General features: G+C 63.0%; 15 protein-coding genes. 7 read left to right on the forward strand and 8 right to left on the reverse strand.

The features are described from left to right. Positions 1 to 13: 13 nt before the first annotated feature. The 5 genes from E2K99_RS19790 to E2K99_RS19810 all read right to left on the reverse strand — a co-directional run bounded on the left by E2K99_RS19790 (position 14) and on the right by E2K99_RS19810 (position 7,403). On the reverse strand, positions 14 to 1,612 hold the full coding sequence (locus E2K99_RS19790; RefSeq protein ID WP_134223302.1) for a type VI secretion system Vgr family protein: 1,599 nt from the start codon (positions 1,610 to 1,612) through the stop codon (positions 14 to 16). Further along, complete coding sequence (locus tag E2K99_RS19795) at positions 1,609 to 1,854, reverse strand: hypothetical protein (protein ID WP_134223303.1); 246 nt, start codon at positions 1,852 to 1,854, stop codon at positions 1,609 to 1,611. Before E2K99_RS19795 ends, E2K99_RS19790 begins: the two co-directional genes overlap by 4 nt. 325 nt (positions 1,855 to 2,179) lie before the next feature. After that, positions 2,180 to 3,880: a long-chain fatty acid--CoA ligase gene (locus tag E2K99_RS19800; protein WP_134223304.1), complete on the reverse strand. Its 1,701-nt coding sequence runs from the start codon at positions 3,878 to 3,880 to the stop codon at positions 2,180 to 2,182. A gap of 253 nt (positions 3,881 to 4,133) precedes the next feature. Continuing rightward, positions 4,134 to 5,291, reverse strand: coding sequence for an aminopeptidase (locus E2K99_RS19805; RefSeq protein ID WP_134223305.1), 1,158 nt, complete (start codon positions 5,289 to 5,291; stop codon positions 4,134 to 4,136). 9 nt (positions 5,292 to 5,300) lie between these two features. Further along, positions 5,301 to 7,403 (reverse strand): molybdopterin-containing oxidoreductase family protein, encoded by a 2,103-nt coding sequence (locus E2K99_RS19810; protein WP_134223306.1) that lies wholly within the window; start codon positions 7,401 to 7,403, stop codon positions 5,301 to 5,303. A 107-nt stretch (positions 7,404 to 7,510) separates the two neighbouring features. On the opposite strand from E2K99_RS19810, the gene E2K99_RS19815 reads away from it, so the two are divergent. After that, entirely contained in the window at positions 7,511 to 8,320 is an 810-nt protein-coding gene (locus E2K99_RS19815; RefSeq protein WP_134223307.1) for an AraC family transcriptional regulator, read from the forward strand. Here the strand turns inward: E2K99_RS19815 and E2K99_RS19820 are convergent. Continuing rightward, positions 8,317 to 8,940, reverse strand: coding sequence for a LysE family translocator (locus E2K99_RS19820; protein WP_134224180.1), 624 nt, complete (start codon positions 8,938 to 8,940; stop codon positions 8,317 to 8,319). The two genes, E2K99_RS19815 and E2K99_RS19820, sit on opposite strands and share 4 nt — an antisense overlap. A gap of 158 nt (positions 8,941 to 9,098) precedes the next feature. Here E2K99_RS19820 and E2K99_RS19825 point away from each other — a divergent pair, with 158 nt between their 5' ends. From E2K99_RS19825 to E2K99_RS19840, 4 genes are all read left to right on the forward strand, one after another. After that, complete coding sequence (locus tag E2K99_RS19825) at positions 9,099 to 10,292, forward strand: M20 aminoacylase family protein (RefSeq protein ID WP_134223308.1); 1,194 nt, start codon at positions 9,099 to 9,101, stop codon at positions 10,290 to 10,292. A 133-nt stretch (positions 10,293 to 10,425) separates the two neighbouring features. Then, positions 10,426 to 10,776, forward strand: coding sequence for a DUF1304 domain-containing protein (locus E2K99_RS19830; protein ID WP_134223309.1), 351 nt, complete (start codon positions 10,426 to 10,428; stop codon positions 10,774 to 10,776). 15 nt (positions 10,777 to 10,791) lie between these two features. Next, the gene (locus E2K99_RS19835; RefSeq protein WP_134223310.1) at positions 10,792 to 11,310 is read left to right on the forward strand and encodes a DUF695 domain-containing protein; all 519 of its coding nucleotides are present in this window, start codon (positions 10,792 to 10,794) and stop codon (positions 11,308 to 11,310) included. A 162-nt stretch (positions 11,311 to 11,472) separates the two neighbouring features. After that, positions 11,473 to 12,192 (forward strand): DUF4088 domain-containing protein, encoded by a 720-nt coding sequence (locus E2K99_RS19840; protein ID WP_121043903.1) that lies wholly within the window; start codon positions 11,473 to 11,475, stop codon positions 12,190 to 12,192. A gap of 19 nt (positions 12,193 to 12,211) precedes the next feature. Here E2K99_RS19840 and E2K99_RS19845 read toward each other — a convergent pair whose 3' ends face one another. Next, on the reverse strand, positions 12,212 to 12,997 hold the full coding sequence (locus E2K99_RS19845; protein ID WP_134224181.1) for a DUF3047 domain-containing protein: 786 nt from the start codon (positions 12,995 to 12,997) through the stop codon (positions 12,212 to 12,214). 347 nt (positions 12,998 to 13,344) lie between these two features. Next, on the reverse strand, positions 13,345 to 14,328 hold the full coding sequence (locus E2K99_RS19850; protein WP_134223311.1) for a LysR family transcriptional regulator: 984 nt from the start codon (positions 14,326 to 14,328) through the stop codon (positions 13,345 to 13,347). Between the two features lie 242 nt (positions 14,329 to 14,570). Here E2K99_RS19850 and araD1 point away from each other — a divergent pair, with 242 nt between their 5' ends. Together araD1 and E2K99_RS19860 are read left to right on the forward strand one after the other, a co-directional pair. Next, positions 14,571 to 15,566 (forward strand): AraD1 family protein, encoded by a 996-nt coding sequence (gene araD1 / locus E2K99_RS19855; protein WP_134223312.1) that lies wholly within the window; start codon positions 14,571 to 14,573, stop codon positions 15,564 to 15,566. A gap of 171 nt (positions 15,567 to 15,737) precedes the next feature. After that, positions 15,738 to 16,421, forward strand: coding sequence for an amino acid ABC transporter permease (locus tag E2K99_RS19860; RefSeq protein ID WP_121043909.1), 684 nt, complete (start codon positions 15,738 to 15,740; stop codon positions 16,419 to 16,421). Positions 16,422 to 16,426: the final 5 nt, after the last annotated feature.

Genomic DNA, 16,426 nt, shown 5'->3' on the forward strand with positions numbered 1-16,426 from the left:
GATCAGTGCCCGGTTAGTTGATATCGACGTCTTTGCCGGACAACTGCATCGGCCCGCTGGCCTCGATGCCGATCTCGGCACCGTTGATGGAAATCTTGCCGTCGGCCGTCATGCGCAGACTGGCCTTGCCCACCGAAATGGAAAGCTCCTCACCCGCCGTGATCGACAGGGTCTTGCCGACCTTGGAGATCTGGTTGATGCCAACCACCGTCGCCATCACCGTGCCCACGTTGAGGTTGTAGGCCAGGCCGACGTTTTCCATGCGGCCCATGCCGACGTTCTGCAGGTAGGCCATGCCGATGGTTTCGGTCTTCATCCGCGCAACATGGGTCGACCAGTTCTTGCCGATCTGGTCCCTGCGGTTCTTGCCGATGGTCTTGGTGCGGTTGCTGCCGATGCGGATGGTTTCGTTGTTGTCGACCGTCTCGGTACGGTTGTTGTGGACCGTGATGGTCTCGTTGTTGTCGACGGTCTCGGTGCGGTCATGTCCGATATGCGAGGTCTCGTCGTGATCGATGGTCTTGCGGCGATCATGGCCGACCCATTTGTCTTCGTCGTGCTCGACCTCGGTCAGTTGGTCGCGCTCGGCGTGCAGCCATAACTGCTCCTGGCCCTTGCTGTCTTCGAAGCGCAGCGCATTGGCATTGTCGTAGCCGCCCTTGGGCGTTGAGCGTGTCAGGATGCCGCTCTGGGTCTTGTTCGCCGGCAGCTCCCAGGCCGGCATGTTGGCGGCATTGGGCACCATGCCCGTGATGAGTGCGCGATCCGGATTGCCATCCAGGAACTGCACGATGACCTCGCAACCGATGCGGGGAATGAAGGTCGCGCCGAAGTTCGCCCCCGCCCAGGCAGTGGCCACGCGCAGCCATGCCGAACTCCTTTCATCGAACTCGCCGTCGCGGTCCCAATGAAATTGGACCTTCACCCGCCCGTACTCATCCGTATGAATTTCTTCGCCCTTGGGTCCGACGACGGTGGCCGTCTGCAGTCCATAGATTTTTGGTTCGACGCTGTTGAAGCCGCGGCCGGGACGCCAGGGAATGAACTTGCGGATACAGGAGATACGGTTCTCGTAGTGAGGCCGGATGTCGCTCTTGACGTGGTAATTGTTGCTGGCACTGTGGTGTGCTTCGATGATGAGAAATTCGCGCTCGTCCTGGCTGCCGCCCTCGAAGTGGCCGGTGAGACGGAACCAGCGGCCCGGTACCACGTTGCGGTTGTTGCCTGCGGCCTCGAAGAATTTGCCCGCATGTTCGAATTCTTCCATGCGTTGCGTGGCGAGAAGGTCGCCGGCCTGGCGATCCTTGAATCCATAGGCACCGGTGTATTCGTAGGCTTCCTTGCGCAGGACCCGGCCTTGAATGTTGCGCGTGGGGACCTCGACGGTTTTTGGCCAGGGGGATTTGAAATCGTAGGAGGTCAGGGTCACGCTCGCGGGAACGATGTGCCGCTCAGCGGACCATTCATGAATACCGTCTTCTTCTTGCACTCCGGCATGACGCTGGAATGGGATCTCCACGCCATCGATGGCCTCCGCCTGGGTGGAGTCGTCGCCCAGTATGCGTGTTGCTGACCTCTCAGCCTGCTCGAGGATGACTCCTTTGGTCGTCATGGCCGCTTGTCCCGCGTCATGTCGCACGGGAGGCAGGTCAGGTTTCCGGATTCAGGTCGGGCGTTATCCGCCCGGCGCCAACGATTGAGAGCAAAGTTGCGTGACAGCCCTTCGCTGGCGTCAAGCTTGTTGACGAGCAGTTCAGAAAGGGAAGCGTCGTTGTGCGGGAAAGTGAGCCGCAGAATGCGGGCGTGCTGATAGTCTGAAAGCAGCTGCTCCAGACCCCGGAGGGTTTCGCTCATGCAGGAATCCTGTGTTCATCAAGTTTCCCTCCCTGATGTAACACCGGCGCGCATTTTAATATTTCCCAATGGAAATGCACAACTCCTGAATGACGATGGCGGGCGACTGCATGAATATTTGCCCCAAGGTGCGATACCTCTTCAGACAAGGAGCCGGCCTGCCTCTCCCGAGAATCGGATCTGCCCAGGAAAATGACGACTCACCACCACCATGTCATGTGAGCCCAAACTGAAAAGGCCTGAGTCCGGTGCAATACCGAACTCAGGCCTTGATGCAGAAACTGACTGACGAACGTAAGAAGATCAGATTACGGCAGCGCTCGTTTCATGCTGCCTGTTTCTGCGGTGCCTTCGCAGGATCATCCCGCAACTCGCGGCGCAGGATCTTGCCGACGTTGGTCTTGGGCAGCTCATCGCGGAACTCGATGTACTTGGGCTTCTTGTAGCCGGTGAACTGCTCCTTGCAATAAGCCATCAGCTGCTCACTGGTCAGCGACTTGTCCTTGCGCACCACGAAGAGCTTGACCGCTTCGCCGGTGTGTTCATCAGGCACGCCCACACAGGCGCACTCCAGCACCGCCGGATGCTGCGCCACCACGCCTTCGATTTCATTTGGATAGACGTTGAAGCCCGAGACCAGGATCATGTCCTTCTTGCGGTCCACGATCTTGGTGTAGCCCTGCGCATCCATCACACCGATGTCACCGGTCTTGAAGAAACCGTCCGGCGTCATGACCTTGGCGGTCTCATCCGGACGCTGCCAGTAGCCCGGCATCACCTGCGGACCACGAATGGCGATCTCGCCCGGCTGGCCCAGCGGCACAGGATGGCCATCGTCATCGAGGATGGCGATTTCGGTGGACGGCAGCGGCAGGCCGATGGTGCCGGTGTATTCATCGATGGTGCAGGGGTTCGCGCTGGCAATCGGAGAAGTTTCGGACAAACCATAACCTTCGATGATGGGGCAGCCGGTCAGCTTCTTCCACTTGTCCGCCACACTCTTCTGTACCGCCATGCCGCCACCCACGCAGCAGCGATAGCCGGAGAAATCCAGCTTGGCAAAATCGGCATTGTTGAGCAGCGCGTTGTAGAGCGTGTTGACCGCGGGGAAGGTGTTGACCTTGTACTTGGCCAGCTCCTTGACGAAACCGGGAATGTCGCGCGGGTTCGGGATCAGCAGGTTCAGCGCGCCTTCACGCGTGCCCAGCAGGTTGCAGACGGTGAGCGCAAAGATGTGATAGAGCGGCAGCGCGCAGACGAACACCAGTTGGTCGATGGGCTTGCCTGACTTCAGCGCCGGGGTCAGCCATTCTTCGGCCTGCAGCACGTTGGCGATCAGGTTGCGATGGGTCAGCACCGCCCCCTTGGCCACACCCGTGGTCCCGCCGGTGTATTGCAGGAAGGCGACGTCATCGGGCGTCAGCGATACCTTCTGCAACGTCTTGCCCTCACCCTGCGACAGCGCGCGGCTGAAGGAGATCGCATTGGGCAGCGACCAGGACGGCACCATCTTCTTGACGTGCCGTACCACCAGGTTGACGATGGCCCCCTTGAGGGTGCCGAGCAGCTCGCCCATGCTGGCCACCACGATGTGCTTGACCTGGGTATGCGCCACCACCTTCTGCAACGTGCAGGCAAAATTCTCCAGCACGAAGATGGCTTCGGCGCCGGAATCCTTCAACTGGTGTTCCAGCTCGCGGGCGGTGTAGAGCGGATTGACGTTGACCACCGTGTAACCCGCTCGCAGGATGGCGGCGATGGCGATCGGGTATTGCAGCACGTTGGGCATCATGATCGCCACGCGCGCGCCCTTCTGCAGGCCCAGGCCTTGCAGCCAGGCCCCCATGGCGCGCGACATGGCATCGAGCTCGCCATAGCGGAGATACTTGCCCATGCAGACGTAAGCGTTGCGATCGGCATGCTTGGCGAAAGCCTCTTCGATCAGCTGCACCAGCGAACCGTAACGGCTGGGGTCGATGTCAGCGGGAACGCCTGCGGGATACGATGCAAGCCAGAATCTTTCCATAGTGTGTCCTCTGTCTCCGGTCATAACGTGCGCTGGGGCTGGACGGTGATGCAAGGCCACCGCGTTGGCGCGCACAGCAAAAAAAGCACGAGTGTTTTTTTATTTATCGCAGATGCTATCCAGCATTCGACTGCGGGGCAAGCTTTTTGCGCCCCAAATTTGAGATTTTTTGCAAAAAGGTTGGCAACGGCTGCGATATGGCGGTCAGTCTGCGCGTATTGCACGGCTCGGCAAACCGGTATTGCATTGAAATTCATCCGGCATGATACGCCGGGTCGTTGCTCTTGGGCCGTTCCATGGTGCAGGCGGGAAACATTTCCGCCTCCGCCTTGCCCGTGGTCAAGGGCGCGTCTCCCAGCGCAGCATGGCGTGCGGCTTTGTCCATGCGTGCCAGTGCGCGCACCTTGTCATAAAAATCGGGGAAGCCGCTGCTGCGGGCAAACAACTGACGGAAGGCAGGGACCAGGTCGTGATACGCCCCCACCAGTGCGAGATGCGCATTGGACAGCGGCATCGCGAACCAGCGATCATACCCGGCATAGCCATTCCAGCGGGTGACCTTGATCTGCGCATATTCAGCGCGCAGGGCATCGAAGATGGCCGCCTTGCGCTGGCGCTTGTCGGCATCGCTGGCATCGCTGTCGTAGTTCTCCTTCAACCGGTCGCGGTACTTGTCCAGCAAGGCCAGGAACTCACGCTTGCGGGCGGCAAAACGCTGGTAGGCCTGGACCATCGCCGGATCGTGGCGCGCCGCCAGCCAGCGTTCCACACCCAGCTCTTCCACCGCTACCGCAAACCCTTCATTGAAGGACGTATCACCGGGCGCATACACGGTCTGGTGCGCCAGCTCATGGAAGATCAGTCGCGCCAGTTCGCCATCGGGATACTGGATGAAGGTGGAGATCACCGGATCATTGAACCAGCCCAGGGTGGAATACGCCGGTACACCGGCGACCTGCACGTCATAACCTTCGGCCTTGAGCGTGTCGGCATAGGTCTGCGCATCACTGAGGTGATAGTAGCCGCGATAATCCACGCAGCCGGCAATGGGGAAACACCACTGCCGGGGCTTCAACGACAACTCGGGTGCGGCCACGACATTCCACAGCACGAAGGGCCGGTCCAGTTGTGCGTAACTGCGATAGCTGCCGTTATCGGGCAGATCGAGTTCGGTGACGGCATAGCGGCGGATCTCGCGCACCGTCTGCAGCTTGGCCTTGAGCGCGGGCGAGGTGGCCGGGTCATCGAGCCACTCCTCCAGCGGTTTTGCCTGCGCCAGCAGCGAGAACTGCCCGTGCGCGGCCTGGGCGTAATACGAGACCGTAGAACAAGCCGACAGCCCGCACAGCGACGCTAGCACCACCAAGCTCAGCCCCCAGCGCACAGAGCGACGCAAGCCACGGCGCAGCATGAAAAAACCTCAGGCGGCCACGACCGGCTGCTGCAGTTTTTCCACCTGCACCAGCACGTCATAGAAGGTCGGCGCATTGCCCATGTCGGTCAGGCGCTGGCTGGTGACTTCGTTGGCGTTCTTGCCATCGGCGGCAAATTTCTTCCACCAGATCGACAGGCCCACCACCAGCCCCACGCGCGCCTTGTCGGTCACGCGCACGCGCGCCTGCATGCTGCCGCGATCATTGAAGATGCGCACCGTATCTCCCTGCGCAATGCCGCGTGCCGCGGCGTCCTGCGGATGCATGTCGAGGTGCGGTTCGCCCTCCGTATCACGCAGGCTCTGCACATTGACGAAGGAAGAATTGAGGAAGTTGCGCGCCGGCGGCGAGATCATCGCCAGCGGGTATTTCGCGCCCAGCTGCGGATTGCTGGCCACCGATTCATAGGGCGCGATATAGGTCGGCAAGGGATCGAGACCTGCACTCTTCATCTGCTCGGAATAGAACTCGCACTTGCCCGAGGGCGTGGCAAACCCGCCTTCGGCAAAGGGCGTGACCGGCACCGAAAGACGCTGCCAGCCCTTCTCCTTCAGCTGTTGCCAGTCGTAGCCGGCGCTGCGCGGATCATCGCGCTTGAAGGCCACGGCGGCCAATTGATCGTCGCTGTCCTTGAAGCAGTCTTCTTCAAAGCCCATCGCGGCCGCCAGCAGGCGGAAGATCTCGGTATTGGGCTTGGCCTCGCCCAGCGGCGCAATGGCGGCATTGTTGGCCATCATGTAGACGTGGCCATACGACGCATGTACGTCGATGTGCTCCAGCTGGGTCGTCGCAGGCAGCAGGATATCGGCGTAGTCGGCGGTATCGGTCTGGAAATGTTCCAGCACCACCGTGAACAGATCCTCGCGCGCAAAACCCTGCGCTACCTTGCCCGACTCCGGGGCCACCGCCACCGGGTTGGAGTTGTAGACGATCAATGCTTCCACCCGGGGACCAAAGTCGGGCGAGGCTGGCTTCAACAGGTCATCGCCGATGGTACTCATGTTGATGATGCGGCTGGGCTTGCCGTGACGCGCGGCCAGGTCGGGACGGCTCAAGGCGGCCGTGTCCTTGGGGAAGCTGTCCGATACCGACAGCTGGATGCCCCCGGAAGCATGACGCCAAGCGCCGACCAACGCTGGCAGGCAAGCCACGTTGCGCGCGGCCATGCCGCCGCCGCGCACGCGCTGCAGGCCGTAGTTGGCGCGGATGAAGGCACCCTCACCAGCCAGCGTCACTCGGGCATATTCGCGCGCCAGGTTCTGCACTTCCTCCGCACTGATGCCGCACACTTCAGCGGTGCGGGCCGGCGTCCATTCGGCCACGCGCTCCTTGAGTTGCTCGAAGCCGAGCGTGTAGCGTGCGATGTAATCGTGGTCCAGCAAGTCTTCCGCGATCAGCACGTGCATCAGGCCCAGTGCCAGGGCTGCATCGGTACCGGGCAAGAGCGCGATGTGCTGGTGGCACTTCTCGGCGGTCAGCGAGCGATACGGATCGATGGCGATCAGGCGCGCTCCGTTGCGCTTGGCCGCTTGCACGCGGGTCCAGAAATGCAGGTTGGAGGCAATCGGATTGCCGCCCCAGATGATGATGAGCTTGGCGTGATCGACCTGCTCCAGATCGGTACCGATGCGCGCACCAATGGTGTAGCGATAGCCCGCGCCACCTGCGGAGGCACAGATGGTGCGGTCCAGCTGCGAGGCACCGAGACGATTGAAGAAACGCCCGGCCATCGATTCGCCCTGCACCTGCCCCATGGTCCCGGCGTAGCTGTAGGGCAGGATGGCTTGCGGATCGCGCAAGGCGATCTGGCCCAGGCGCTGTGCGATGGTGGCGATGGCCTCGTCCCAGCTGATGCGCTCGAACTTGCCCTCGCCCTTCTTGCCCACGCGGCGCATGGGATGCAGCAGGCGGTCCTGGTGATAGGTGCGCTCGGCATAGCGCGAGACCTTGGTGCAGAGCACGCCGGCCGTCGGCGGGTGCTCCGGATCGCCGCGCACTTCCGTGGCGACGCCGTCCTTGACGGTCACCAGCAGGGCGCAGGTATCAGGGCAATCATGGGGACAGGCGGCACGGACGATGGTGGTGGTCATGGCAGAGAAGAAAGCGGGGAAAGAAAACAGGGAAGCCCTCGGCGCACGCGAGGCAGGCAGCTACTTTATCTTAAAATGGCGCGTCACGACTCTTCCGTAGTGCCGCCATGTCTCCTTCACCGCACTTCTGGCGTCCTCCCGCCCTGCCCTTCTTCGAAGGCCGACGCGCCACCGGCAGCCTGTCCTGCTATGCGCCGCATACGCACGACAGTTTTTCCATCGGCGTCGTCGACGGCGGGCACAGCATCTTTACGCTGGCCGATCGCAGCGAGCCCATCTTCCCTGGCGACGTGATCCTCGTGCGGGCAGGCGATGTGCACAGCTGCAATCCTGCCGACCTGCAGCGCTGGAGCTATCGCATGTTCCATCTGGACTCCAGCTGGCTGGCCACCCTGCTGGCGCAAACCCCGGCCACATGCGGGTTGCTCGCGGGCATGCCGTCACAGGTGGTGCGCTCGCCGGAGGCACTGCAATGGCTGGACCGCATGACGCATACGCTGGAGCATGGCCATCCAGACCTGGAGCGCGAGGTAATACGTTGTCTGCAGCACGTGATGCGCGCGTGCGCCGATGCCTGCCCGCCCGCGCAGGCCAGCGATGCGCCCGAAGACGACGGCCTGCAACGTGCCCATGATTTCCTGCTGGCGCATTGCCGCGACCGCGTTTCGCTGGCGACCCTGGCGGAACTCGCCGGCACCAGCCGCTACCAGTTGATCCGCCAGTTCCGCCGCCGCTTCGGCCTGACCCCGCATGCCCTGCAGCTGGACATGAAGATCCGCCAGGCGCGCACCCTGCTGCAGCAGGGCGCCAGCACCGTCCATGCCGCGCTTGATACCGGCTTTGCCGACCAGAGCCACTTCCATCGCGCCTTCAAATCGCGGGTGGCGGCCACACCGCTGCAATATCGCCGGGCCTAGCTGCGGCTGGCCACCAGTGCTGCGGCAGCGAGCATCAGCAGCAGGCCCGCGCCCCGCTCGATGAGCGGCAGCACGCGCGTGAGCGCCCGCATCACACGCTGCTGCGCGATGAAATACACCAGCCCGGCATCCCAGGCCAGCACGGCCCCAAACATCCAGACGCCATAGAAGAGCTTGGTCGACGCGCCGGTCTGCGCCGATACGATAACGGTGAACAGGCCAAAGTAAAACACGCCATTCTTGGGATTGAGTGCGGCCGAAAGAAAACCTGTCCCCAGTGCGGCCCATGGCGCGACCTTGGCGGCCGAAACGGGGGCAGCAGGCAAGACGGCCGGGTGCCGTCCGGCGCGCCAGAAGACCCATCCCAACCAGGCCAGGTAGAGCGCCGCCAGCCACTGCATGGCCGCCAGCAGCAGTGGTGCGCGCTGCAGGAGGCTGAAGCCGCCGATGGCCAGCGCGATGTAAAGCCCGTTGGCCAGCGCAATCCCCAGGGCTGCAGCCAGCCCATAGCCCCGCCCATGGCGCAGGCTGCCCCTCAGCAGCAAGAGGAAATCCGGACCGGGACTGGCCAGCGCCAGCAAATGCGCACCCGCCAGCAGGAAGAATTCGGAAGAAAGCATCATGTGTGTCGACGCCTGCCCGGCGCCCCCTGTTAAAAATGCGCATGCTAGGCAGGCTCGCGGCCGCTGTATTGAACGAAATTGCACAGGCGCTCCTGCGCCGCCAAGGCGCGGTAAGATAGGCACACTTGTTACCAACGCCATCGCACCAGACTTCCATGAAACTCATTGACCCCATCGTCCAGTTCCACGCCGACCTGCAGAAGATCCGCCGCGACATCCACGCCCATCCCGAGCTGTGTTACGAAGAAGTGCGCACCGCCGACGTGGTGGCGCAAAAGCTGACCGAGTGGGGGATTCCGGTCGTGCGCGGCCTGGGGGTGACGGGCGTGGTCGGCATCATCAAGAAGGGCGACAGCCCGCGTGCCATCGGCCTGCGCGCCGACATGGATGCGCTGCCCATGTCCGAAATCAATACCTTCGACCATGCCTCGCGTCATCCCGGCAAGATGCACGCCTGCGGCCATGACGGGCACACCGCCATGCTGCTGGGCGCGGCCCGTTACCTGGCGCAGCATGGCGACTTCGATGGCACCGTGTACGTGATCTTCCAGCCCGCAGAAGAGGGCGGCCGTGGCGCCGAGCGCATGATCCAGGATGGTTTGTTCGAGAAGTATCCAATGGATGCCGTCTTCGGCATGCACAACTGGCCCGGCATCCCGGCCGGTCACTTCGGCGTGACGCCGGGTCCGCAGATGGCCTCCAGCAACGAGTTCCACGTCACCGTCAAGGGCCGTGGTTCGCACGCCGCGCAGCCGCACAAGGCGGCCGATCCGGTGATGACCGCGGTCCACATCGCCCAGGCCTGGCAGAGCATCGTGGCGCGCAACGTCAATCCGAATGATCCGGCGGTGGTGTCGATCACCCAGATCCACACCGGCAGCGCCACCAACGTCATCCCCGACGAAGCCATGATGGTCGGCACCGTGCGCACCTTCAGCCTGCCGGTGCTGGACCTCATCGAGCGCCGCATGCAGGAGATCGCCGAGCACACCGCCGCCGCCTTCGATGCCACGGTCGAGTTCCGCTTCAACCGCAACTATCCGCCGCTCATCAACCATCCCGAGGAAACTGCCTTCGCCGTCGAAGTGCTGACCGAACAGTTCGGTGCCGACCATGTGGATGCCAAGACCGAACCGACCATGGGCGCGGAAGACTTCGCCTTCATGCTGCAGCACAAGCCAGGCTGCTACGTGTTCCTCGGCAATGGCGATGGCGGCCACCGCGACCAGGGCCATGGCCTCGGTCCGTGCAACCTGCACAACCCCAGCTACGATTTCAACGACGACCTGCTGCCCATCGGTGCCACTTACTGGGTGCGGCTGGCCGAGAAATTCCTGCAGGCGAAGTAAGCGCCGCAGCGGCGTGCAGGGCATTGGCGCGCGGGCGCATTTCAGGCATGATCGCCAAAGCCCGCCGCCCGGCGCACTCTGCAACGCGCTGCGAAGGTGCGGCAAGAACGTATAACGACAACAGGGAGAAACCTTGCACACGCTCGCCACCATCCTTGTCCTGCTGGTCGCCCTTGAACATGTCTGGATCCTGATCCTGGAAATGTTCCTGTGGACCAAGCCGCTGGGCCTGAAGACCTTCCGCCAGTCGCGCGAAGCCGCCGAAGCCACCCGCGTACTGGCCGCCAACCAGGGCCTCTACAACGGCTTCCTCGCCGCCGGCCTGTTCTGGAGCCTGGCCACGGGCGACCATGCGGTGCAAATCTTCTTCGTGGGTTGCGTGCTGGTGGCCGGGATCTACGGCGGGCTCACCGCCAAGCGCTCCATCCTTTACATCCAGGGTCTGCCCGCCCTGCTGGCGCTGCTGGCCTTGCTGGCCAGCTGACAGGGCGACGCCACCATGAAGCGCGCCCTGCTCCTGACCCTGCTGCTCCTGCTGGCGCGCCACGGGCTGGCGCAGGATCCTGAGCCCGAGTGGTGGAACTACCAGGCCCAGCGCGGCGATCGCCTCACGGTGGTCAAGCTGGACATGGGCTTGCGGCGCAGCTTCCCGCTGTCCGGGTTTCCGTATGTGGTGGTTACGCGGGTGAGTTATGCGCCGGGAACGCCCGATGGCTTGCCGGCGCTGGCCGAGCAGGACCGGCTGGAAGCCCTGTCCGACCAGATGGCCGCCGCCATCGGCAAGAAGACCCGCAGCATCTTCGCCGGCACTGCGTTCAGCCAGGGCCAGCAGCAATCCTGGTTCTACGTGACTGATCCCAATGGACTCGAGGCGGTGGTGGCCGGCGTGCATGCCCAGCTCTGCCAGGGCTGCAAGACCAGCACCGCCATCCTGGCCGATCCGGCTTGGGCACTGTACCGCGATCAATTGTTGCCGGACGGGGAAACCCGGCAGCGCTATGGCTTGCGCAGTTATTGAGGTCCGCGCCGCAGGGACGGCGTAAAGTTTGGCACGACAGCTGCCGATAACAAGTTTCCTGGCAGCATCAGCATTGACACCGCGTCATCACAACCAGTCCGGCATGCCGCATGGCCTTGCCGGCGCAACAACAACATCGGACACGGTCCGAGGGGAAGCCGCATGAAACAGATCAAACTCATCCTCAAGGACGATATCTACGACTCGCTGGAGCGGGATTATCACAACTTCGTGCGGCTCTCGACCAAGATCGATTCGGGTTTCGTCAAACCTTCCTTCGACAGCTACCTGCTGGCCAAGCTCTCCGAGAACACCAACTTCCTCACCGAAGAAGCGGTGCAGCACCTGATGCTCTCGGGCCAGTACGCCTGGGCACGCCGGGCGATGGACAAGGAATTCCCGGACGTGGTGCAGATCCTGATCGAACAGGCGGCCAATTACGGGTTCTGGATTGCGGTGCGCCACGACTGGGGCACCGAGGAACTGGTCAATGCCTCGCGCGCCTGGGCCGGCGCCATCATCAAGCAGGCCAAGGGCGATGAAACGCAGATCGACGTGCTGGCCTCGCAGATCAAGGCGTCCGCCACGAATATCGCGGTAGTGCAGGAACGCCTGAAGACACCGGCCTCGCAACTGGCCCATGCCATGGTGCAGGAATTGCGCGAGACCCATATCGCCATCGAACATGCCTCGGGCATGGTGGCGCGGGAAAAGCTGGGAGCCCTGCGCACCCTGCTGAAACTCGGGCGCGCCTATGGAAATGTCTCGGAGAAGGCCGAGCAGGACATGATGGACAAGCTCAAGCGCGAAAAGCCCTGGCTGTTCGAGACCGGCCCCAAGGGTTTCTGGGGCCATGTCGCCGCCTGGTGGCGCGGGGTCTGAGCCCGCAGCGCGTCGAACCTCAGGGAGCCGGCACCGCCTGCGCATCGCGCATCAGGCGGATGTCGCCATACCAGGCTTCCATCTTCTGCACGGTGTTGTCGGTATCGGTAAGCACGCCCACGCCGATCAGGCGGCCGGGCTTTTCACCGAAGGCACGCTCGTAGTCTTCCGCGACGTTGCGCTGGTAATTGCGCCACTGCCCCACATGCTCCGCACCGCTTTCCACCGCCAGCATCTGGATGCGGCCGGTGCGGCCGTTGGCGATCACCGTACCGACCGGCACCTTGGGATCCCACACATACATCAGCGTGGCATAAGGCAGCTCATGCCCGGTCAGCAGCTTGGCCGTATCGAAGAGGATGGTATCCATCAGCGAGAGCTTGTCGTGGTCGCCATCGAAGGCCAGCACGATGCGCACCGGCGAATCATCGGTTTCCCGGTGGGTGAGATCGGCCGTGGGAATCAGGCCGGCGGCTTTCCAGCTCCAGGTCAGCCAGGGCTTCTTGTTGATGTCGATGTCGACCGGATGGCGCAGGCCGGATGAGGCGCGGTCGGCAAAGGCGTGCAGGACGCTGCGGCCATTGTCCTGCACCAGACGGTATTCGGTAGGAATCTTCTTGCGGGTGAACACCAGCGGTTCCCAGCCGGTCGGCAAGCCTTCGGGCGGGTTGGCCGAGAACAGTGCCAGGGCCTGGTCCAGCTTGAGCTGTTTGGCTTGCCGTGCGGCCTCGTCCAGCGGCGCGGGCTTCTGCGCGGCGCAGCCGGCCAGCAGCAAGGCACCCGTCACGCAGAGCGCGGCCAGCACGGCACGTGCGGCAGAGGCAGGAAGGGAAACAGGACCAAGAGCAGCAAGGCGCGTGCGCGCACGCGTAAGACGCAAATTCATGAAGGCCAACCGGAGAAAGCGGATTCTGAGGGAAAGTCTGCGGCCACCCCGACCGCAGACGAACACTAGCAGGAAAATCACGCCTGGCGGCATCCGGAAAAACCTGAGCGTGTAAAAAAATGACAAACACAGAGCAACACCACGGGAACCCGTTCGGACTGAGTAGCGGCGCAGCCGCGTATCGAAGGCGCACGTGCGCCACGTCTTCGATACGGCCCTGACGGGCCTACTCAGTCCGAACGGGAAGAGAGGGCAATACTGGAGAATCAGTTTTGCTGCCGCAGGATCTGGATGAACATCTTGGCCAGCGACGACAAGGTACTGTTCTTGCGCGTGACGATGCCGTAATGCTCGATGCGGGTCTTGAGGTTCACCGGCAGGATTCCCAGCATCTGGCGCGCGGCAAAGAAATGCGCGATGTCCAGCGGCATCACCGCCACCATGTTCGATTGCGCCAGCAGGGTGATGGTGACGAAGGGCGAGGCGGTCTCGATCACGTTGCCCGGCACCTTCACGCCTTCCAGCTTGAACTCGTGCTCGATCCAGATGCGCATGGGCATGTTGCTCGAATAGAGAATCCACGAGGCATCGGCCAGCTCCTGCAGGCGCACCTTCTGCGCCGTGGCCAGCGGATGGTCGATGCCGCTGACGATGCACATGGGCTCGCCACGCAGCATTTCGTAGTGGTAGAGGTTGGGCTGCGAGCTGACCGAGGAACGGCCGATCATCAGGTCGATGCGGCCCTGGTCCAGCAGCAGCAGCTGGCGGGCACTGGTATCTTCGCTGATCTCGATGGAGACGTCCGGCTGGATCTCGCGCAGGCGCGACAGCGCACGCGTGACGAAGGGAGCCGCCCCCATGATGGTGCCGATGGACAAGCGGCCGCCGCGGCCGCTGATCATGTTCTGCAATTCTTCGCGCAGGTTGGCGACATCGCTCTGGATCAGTCGCGCATAGCGGATCACGCAGCGGCCCAGCTCGGTGGCCTCGATGCCGCGCGGGGAGCGGTCGAACAGGGTCACGCCCAGGGCATCTTCCATTTCATGCAAGGCCTTGGTAGCGGCCGGCTGGGTCATGTGCATCACTTCGGCTGCCTTGTGCAGGGAGCCCTGCTCGTCGAGCGCCGTCAGCAGCGCGACCTGGCGAAAGCGCAGGCGGCTGACGATGGAACCGACCGAAGGCAGTGCATCGCCTGCCGCGCCCTCCTCGCCGCGTCGGTTATCACCCGATGAATTAAGCTCATTAGACATCCTTGGTTCAGCCTCTTATAGTCGTCCCGGAAAAAACACAATGCTAGCGCATCTGCCCCCTGCCCACGGCGATGCGTGAAAAAAGCTCAGGAGACGACGGGCAGATTGATCCACAGGTTGCTTCGCCTGGCGGCAGTTTCCTGCCGCGTGCGAATCGCGCTCCCTGTTCTGCACATCGCTCCCCTGGAACCTGACCGCCCCTGACCGGCGGCCATTTGGATGACGACGGCAAAGGAGACCTGGTGAGGCTGATTCAATATCGCGACCTGCATGGCCAACGCCGCGTCGGCATCGTCAATGGCGCCAGCATCCAGGTGCTGGGCGAGGTCGATACCATGCGCGAACTCGGCTTGCTGGCCATCCAACGCCATACCGGGCTGGAACGCCTGGCCCAGTTGCTCAATACCGACCAGTCCGAAGACTATGCCGCGATCCTGGCCGAGGGCCGCATCCTGGCCCCGCTGGACCATCCCGACCCGGCCCACTGCCGCGTCTCGGGTGCCGGTACCACGCACCTGGGCAGCGCCACCACGCGCGACAAGATGCATCGCCGCATCGAAGGCGATGAGCTCGACAAGACCGATACGCAACTGATGATCGAATGGGGCATCGCCGGCGGCCGCCCCGCGCCGGGCACCGTGGGCGTGCAGCCCGAATGGTTCTACAAGGGCGATGGCCATTGCATCGTCGCGCCGGGCCAGCCCTTGCCGCGTCCCGACTTTGCCCTCGATGGCGGCGAAGAACCGGAGATCGTCGGGCTCTACCTGATCGATGACGCAGGCTGTCCGCGCCGCCTCGGCTTTGCCATCGGCAACGAGTTTTCGGATCACGTGATGGAGCGCCGCAATTACCTGTATCAAGGCCACTCCAAGCTGCGCCACTGCGCTTTCGGTCCGGAGCTGCTGGTGGGCCTGCCCCCGGCGCACCTGGTCGGCATGACGCGCATCCGTCGCCGTGGCCGCGTGATCTGGGAACAGGAATTCCTGACCGGCCCGGACAACATGTGCCACTCCATCGAGAACCTCGAATACCACACCTTCAAGTACGCGCACCTGCTGCATGCGGGCGACGTGCATGCGCACTTCATGGGCGCGGCCAACCTGTCGTTCGCCTACAGCGTGCGCACCGAGGATGGTGACAGCATCGAGATCAGCATTCCCGATTTCGGCGCACCGCTGGTCAATGGCATCCAGCACGTGCAATCGAACTTGCGACCGGGTGGCGTCAGGCAGCTGTAGCCGCGCCGCCCGGACCCAGGCGCGCCGCAAGGCGCAGCAGTACCGGCAATCATGCCAAGGCCCCGACCTCAAGGTCACCCAACAAGAGGCCGCCCCCAGGAAAATCAAAAAGGAGACCACCCTCATGCTGCTGTATCCCCCTTTCCCTGACGCTGCACGGACGGAGCGTCGATGAATTACACCTTCGATTTCATGAGCGTGTTCGCCAACTGGGATCGCCTCTTGATGGGTGCCTGGCTGACGATACAGCTCTCGGCCCTGTCCATCGCACTGGGCTTCGTGGTCGGCACGCTCGGAGCGATTGCCGGCAAGAGCCGGCTGGCGCTGGTGCGCGGCCTGGTACAGGCGTATGTCGAGATCATCCGCAATACGCCGCTGCTGGTGCAGGTGTTCCTGGTGTTCTTCGGCCTGGCCAGCATCGGCTGGAAGCTCACCGCCGAGACCGCTGCCGTCATTGCGCTCACCGTCAACGTCGGCGCCTACACCACCGAAATCATGCGCGCCGGCATCAACTCCATTCATCCGGGCCAGATCGAGGCGGCCGAATGCCTGGGCATGTCGCGCTTTCACGTGTACTGGCACGTGGTGCTGCTGCCGGCGGTGGAGCGCGTCTATCCCTCGCTGACCAGCCAGTTCATCCTGCTGATGCTGGCCTCCAGCATCACCTCGCAGATCTCGGCCGAAGAGCTGACCGCCACCGCCAACCTGGTGCAGTCGGAAACCTTCCGCAGCTTCGAGGTGTATGCGGTCATCGCGGTGGCGTATCTCGCCCTGTCCTTCCTGTTCCGTGGTGCATTCTGGGCAATCAGCCAGATGGCCTTCGTGCGCAAGCGCAAGCTTGGCACCAACCTGTAAGGAGG

Origin of the sequence: Herbaspirillum huttiense (genome assembly GCF_004367745.1) — a bacterium.
GTDB classification, from domain to species: domain Bacteria; phylum Pseudomonadota; class Gammaproteobacteria; order Burkholderiales; family Burkholderiaceae_D; genus Herbaspirillum; species Herbaspirillum huttiense.

What these genes read in the sequence shown, in the direction of transcription:
- E2K99_RS19790 (WP_134223302.1), bottom strand. Translation starts at nt 1,612, where the DNA reads ATGACGACCAAAGGAGTCATCCTCGAGCAGGCTGAGAGGTCAGCAACA.
- E2K99_RS19795 (WP_134223303.1), bottom strand. Translation starts at nt 1,854, where the DNA reads ATGAGCGAAACCCTCCGGGGTCTGGAGCAGCTGCTTTCAGACTATCAG.
- E2K99_RS19800 (WP_134223304.1), bottom strand. Translation starts at nt 3,880, where the DNA reads ATGGAAAGATTCTGGCTTGCATCGTATCCCGCAGGCGTTCCCGCTGAC.
- E2K99_RS19805 (WP_134223305.1), bottom strand. Translation starts at nt 5,291, where the DNA reads ATGCTGCGCCGTGGCTTGCGTCGCTCTGTGCGCTGGGGGCTGAGCTTG.
- E2K99_RS19810 (WP_134223306.1), bottom strand. Translation starts at nt 7,403, where the DNA reads ATGACCACCACCATCGTCCGTGCCGCCTGTCCCCATGATTGCCCTGAT.
- E2K99_RS19815 (WP_134223307.1), top strand. Translation starts at nt 7,511, where the DNA reads ATGTCTCCTTCACCGCACTTCTGGCGTCCTCCCGCCCTGCCCTTCTTC.
- E2K99_RS19820 (WP_134224180.1), bottom strand. Translation starts at nt 8,940, where the DNA reads ATGCTTTCTTCCGAATTCTTCCTGCTGGCGGGTGCGCATTTGCTGGCG.
- E2K99_RS19825 (WP_134223308.1), top strand. Translation starts at nt 9,099, where the DNA reads ATGAAACTCATTGACCCCATCGTCCAGTTCCACGCCGACCTGCAGAAG.
- E2K99_RS19835 (WP_134223310.1), top strand. Translation starts at nt 10,792, where the DNA reads ATGAAGCGCGCCCTGCTCCTGACCCTGCTGCTCCTGCTGGCGCGCCAC.
- E2K99_RS19840 (WP_121043903.1), top strand. Translation starts at nt 11,473, where the DNA reads ATGAAACAGATCAAACTCATCCTCAAGGACGATATCTACGACTCGCTG.
- E2K99_RS19850 (WP_134223311.1), bottom strand. Translation starts at nt 14,328, where the DNA reads ATGTCTAATGAGCTTAATTCATCGGGTGATAACCGACGCGGCGAGGAG.
- E2K99_RS19860 (WP_121043909.1), top strand. Translation starts at nt 15,738, where the DNA reads ATGAATTACACCTTCGATTTCATGAGCGTGTTCGCCAACTGGGATCGC.